Consider the following 2180-nt stretch of genomic DNA (forward strand, 5'->3'; position numbering starts at 1 on the left):
CAGCACTACCCAGTCGCCCATATCCAGCTCAGTGGCGGCGCGGGAGCGGTTCTTCTGTTCCAGCATAGCGGCCTCAAAGCCTTTTTCATCCACGGTAAGCCCGTTCTCAGTAGCAATCAGGCTGGTAAGGTCAAAGGGAAAGCCGTAAGTATCGTATAACTCAAAAGCGGCTCTGCCGTCAACTACTTTATTGCTGGCTGTTTTGGCCACATCTTCCATTCGCTTAATGCCGCTGTCCAGCGTTCTTAAAAAGTTATTCTCTTCCTCAAATACCACCTTCTTCACAAAATCCAGCTGTTGCTGCAGCTCCGGGAACACATGGGCAAACTGCTGCGCCAGCACCGGCACCAGCTCATGCAGCAAAGGCTTTTTAGCATCCAGGAAAGAGTAGTAGTAACGTACAGCCCTGCGCAAAATGCGGCGTATTACGTAACCGGCGCCGGTATTGGAAGGCAGCTGCCCATCGGCAATGGTAAAGCAAATGGCGCGCAGGTGATCGGCTATTACGCGGAAAGCCACGTCGCGCTTTTCATCAGTGCCCTTATAGGTATGCCCGGTAAGTTTTTCCGTAGCATGGATGGTACCCATGAACAGGTCCGTATCGTAGTTGGAGGTTTTGCCCTGCAGTACACGCACCAGGCGTTCCAGGCCCATACCGGTATCCACATGTTTGGCCGGCAGCGGTTCCAGGGTACCGTTCTTCAGGCGGTTGAACTGCATGAACACGTTGTTCCAGATCTCTATCACCTGCGGATGGTCGGCATTTACCAGGGTACGGCCATCCACCTGCTGCCTTTCGGCATCCGGGCGGCAGTCCACATGAATTTCTGAACAGGGACCACAGGGGCCGGTATCGCCCATTTCCCAGAAATTATCTTTTTTATTGCCCAGCAGTATACGGTCTTCGGCAATATGCTGTTTCCAGAAATTATAGGCATCCTCGTCTTTAGGCAGGTTTTCTTTGGTATCCCCCTCAAAAACAGTCACATACAGGCGGTCTTTAGGGATCTTATAGATATCGGCCAGCAGCTCCCAGCTCCAGGCAATGGCTTCTTTTTTGAAATAATCCCCAAAGCTCCAGTTGCCAAGCATTTCAAACATGGTATGGTGGTAGGTATCAATGCCCACTTCTTCCAGGTCGTTATGTTTACCGCTTACCCGCAGGCATTTCTGGGTATCCGCCACCCGCGCGTAGGCGGAGGTTTTATTACCCAAAAAATAGTCCTTGAACTGGTTCATGCCCGCATTGGTAAATAACAGGGTAGGGTCATTCTTTACCACAATAGGGGCAGAAGGCACGATATGGTGCCCTTTGGATGCAAAAAAGTCCAGGAATTGCTGTCGGATCTCGGATGCTGTCATAAGTATTATAGCCTGATGATATGTAATTAAAATTGTATAAATAAAATTGTGTTAGACCTAAATTTGACTTTAATTTGTATTTTAAGCCAAGCAGTGGGACTTAGAAAATTGACATTCAAAAGATTGCCATTGTAGTCTAATTCCATTAGGTTTGCACGCCCCTCGCCCGCTAAACCGTGGATTTGCAGAAGGGAGTGCAAAAATATTGAAACCTATAACATTATTCAAAAAAGCTGTGAGCAGTACGCATTAAGGTAGCCATCCCGGGAGGGTGGACCAGCCTTGCAGTACCCGCCGGCAGCATTTTATCCAGGAGTTTGAGATGCCCATAACACTAAAAAAGAAGGAATGACGTTAGGACATAGTCCTGGCTAAAAGCGAACCTGGTCCAATGAAGAAGGTCAAATACTTTTATAATACACAAACCCTTAAGTATGAAAAGCTCGTAGTTTCCGTACGGGTAAAGATCCTCCGCATCCTGGGGTTTGTGTCCGCCGCCATTGTTACCGGCGTCCTCTTCCTGTCCGTTTCTTACCGGTTCCTGGATTCCCCCAAGGAAAAATCCCTGCGCCGTGACATTGACAATATGAAAGAGCAGTACGATGCCTTACAGCACCGTATGAATGAAGCCAAGATCCAGCTAACGGAATTACAGCAGCGAGATAATGAAATATACCGGGTGATCTTTGAAGCCTCTCCCATACCGGACAGCACCCGCGCCGGTAAAATTGAAAAGGACGAGGAGCTTGCCCAGCTGCAGTCTTTTTCCAGCAACGATATAATTGCCAGCACCGCCGTATTGCTGAAAGAGCTGCTGA

The 2180-nt window shown here is 48.7% G+C and carries 1 protein-coding gene and 1 pseudogene; one reads left to right on the forward strand and one right to left on the reverse strand.

Annotated elements, in window-relative coordinates; translation table 11 throughout:
- Positions 1-1362: alanine--tRNA ligase (gene alaS / locus VIM87_RS00640; RefSeq protein ID WP_331995095.1), on the reverse strand; the 1362-nt coding region annotated here is incomplete at its 3' end.
- Between the two features lie 391 nt (positions 1363-1753).
- Between alaS and VIM87_RS00645 the strand changes: the two are divergent.
- A pseudogene (locus tag VIM87_RS00645) lies at positions 1754-2180 on the forward strand (M23 family peptidase); the annotation flags it as partial.

The organism is Chitinophaga sp. (genome assembly GCF_036569125.1).
Taxonomy (GTDB): domain Bacteria; phylum Bacteroidota; class Bacteroidia; order Chitinophagales; family Chitinophagaceae; genus Chitinophaga.